General features: G+C 47.0%; 1 protein-coding gene. It reads left to right on the top strand.

The features are described 5' to 3' along the window. A partial coding sequence (locus R8N47_RS25200) for an MMPL family transporter (protein ID WP_318186106.1) occupies positions 1 to 711 on the top strand: 711 nt, incomplete at both ends.

Raw genomic sequence — 711 nt, forward strand, 5'->3', positions numbered from 1 at the left:
CGCTTGCGGTTGCAGAATGTGTACATGTGATTGCGACCAAGCGTCAATCAAAGAAAAACGGGTTCACGAAAGCGCAGTCAATCGAGCGCAGTATCGCTTTAAATTTCGTGCCTATTCTGATTACATCCGTAACAACCGCGATTGGCTTCTTGATGATGAACATGTCCGATTCTCCTGTCCTGCGAGACTTCGGTAACTTGTCTGCTTTAGGTGTTATGGTCGCCTGTCTTCTTTCCGTTACCTTGTTGCCGGCGTTGCTCAAGTTGCTGCCTATCCACGTAAAAATGGAAACGTCACAAGACCAAAAACATGTCATGGATCGCTTAGGTGACTTTGTGGTTTCGCAACGAAGAGCCTTGTTGCCACTTTCGGTTGCTGTCATTGTCGTGTGCGCGAGTCTTATCCCACTTAACAAGGTGAATGACGAATCGGTAGAGTACTTTGGTCAACGTAACGAGTTTCGTCAGGCTGCTGATTTTATGGAAGAGCGAATCAGCGGTATGACCAACATCAGCATTGCGATTAAAACCAACGAGTCTCAAGGTATTGCCGCTCCTGATTTTCTTAACACGATAGGTGAGTTTTCTAGTTGGCTACGAGACCAACCTGAAACAGACCATGTGGCGACATTGGCAGATGTTTATAAGCGTCTCAACAAGAACATGCATGGTGATGATGAGGCGTATTACTCGCTCCCTCAAGCGCGAGAGC

This window comes from Vibrio sp. 2132-1 (assembly GCF_033344315.1).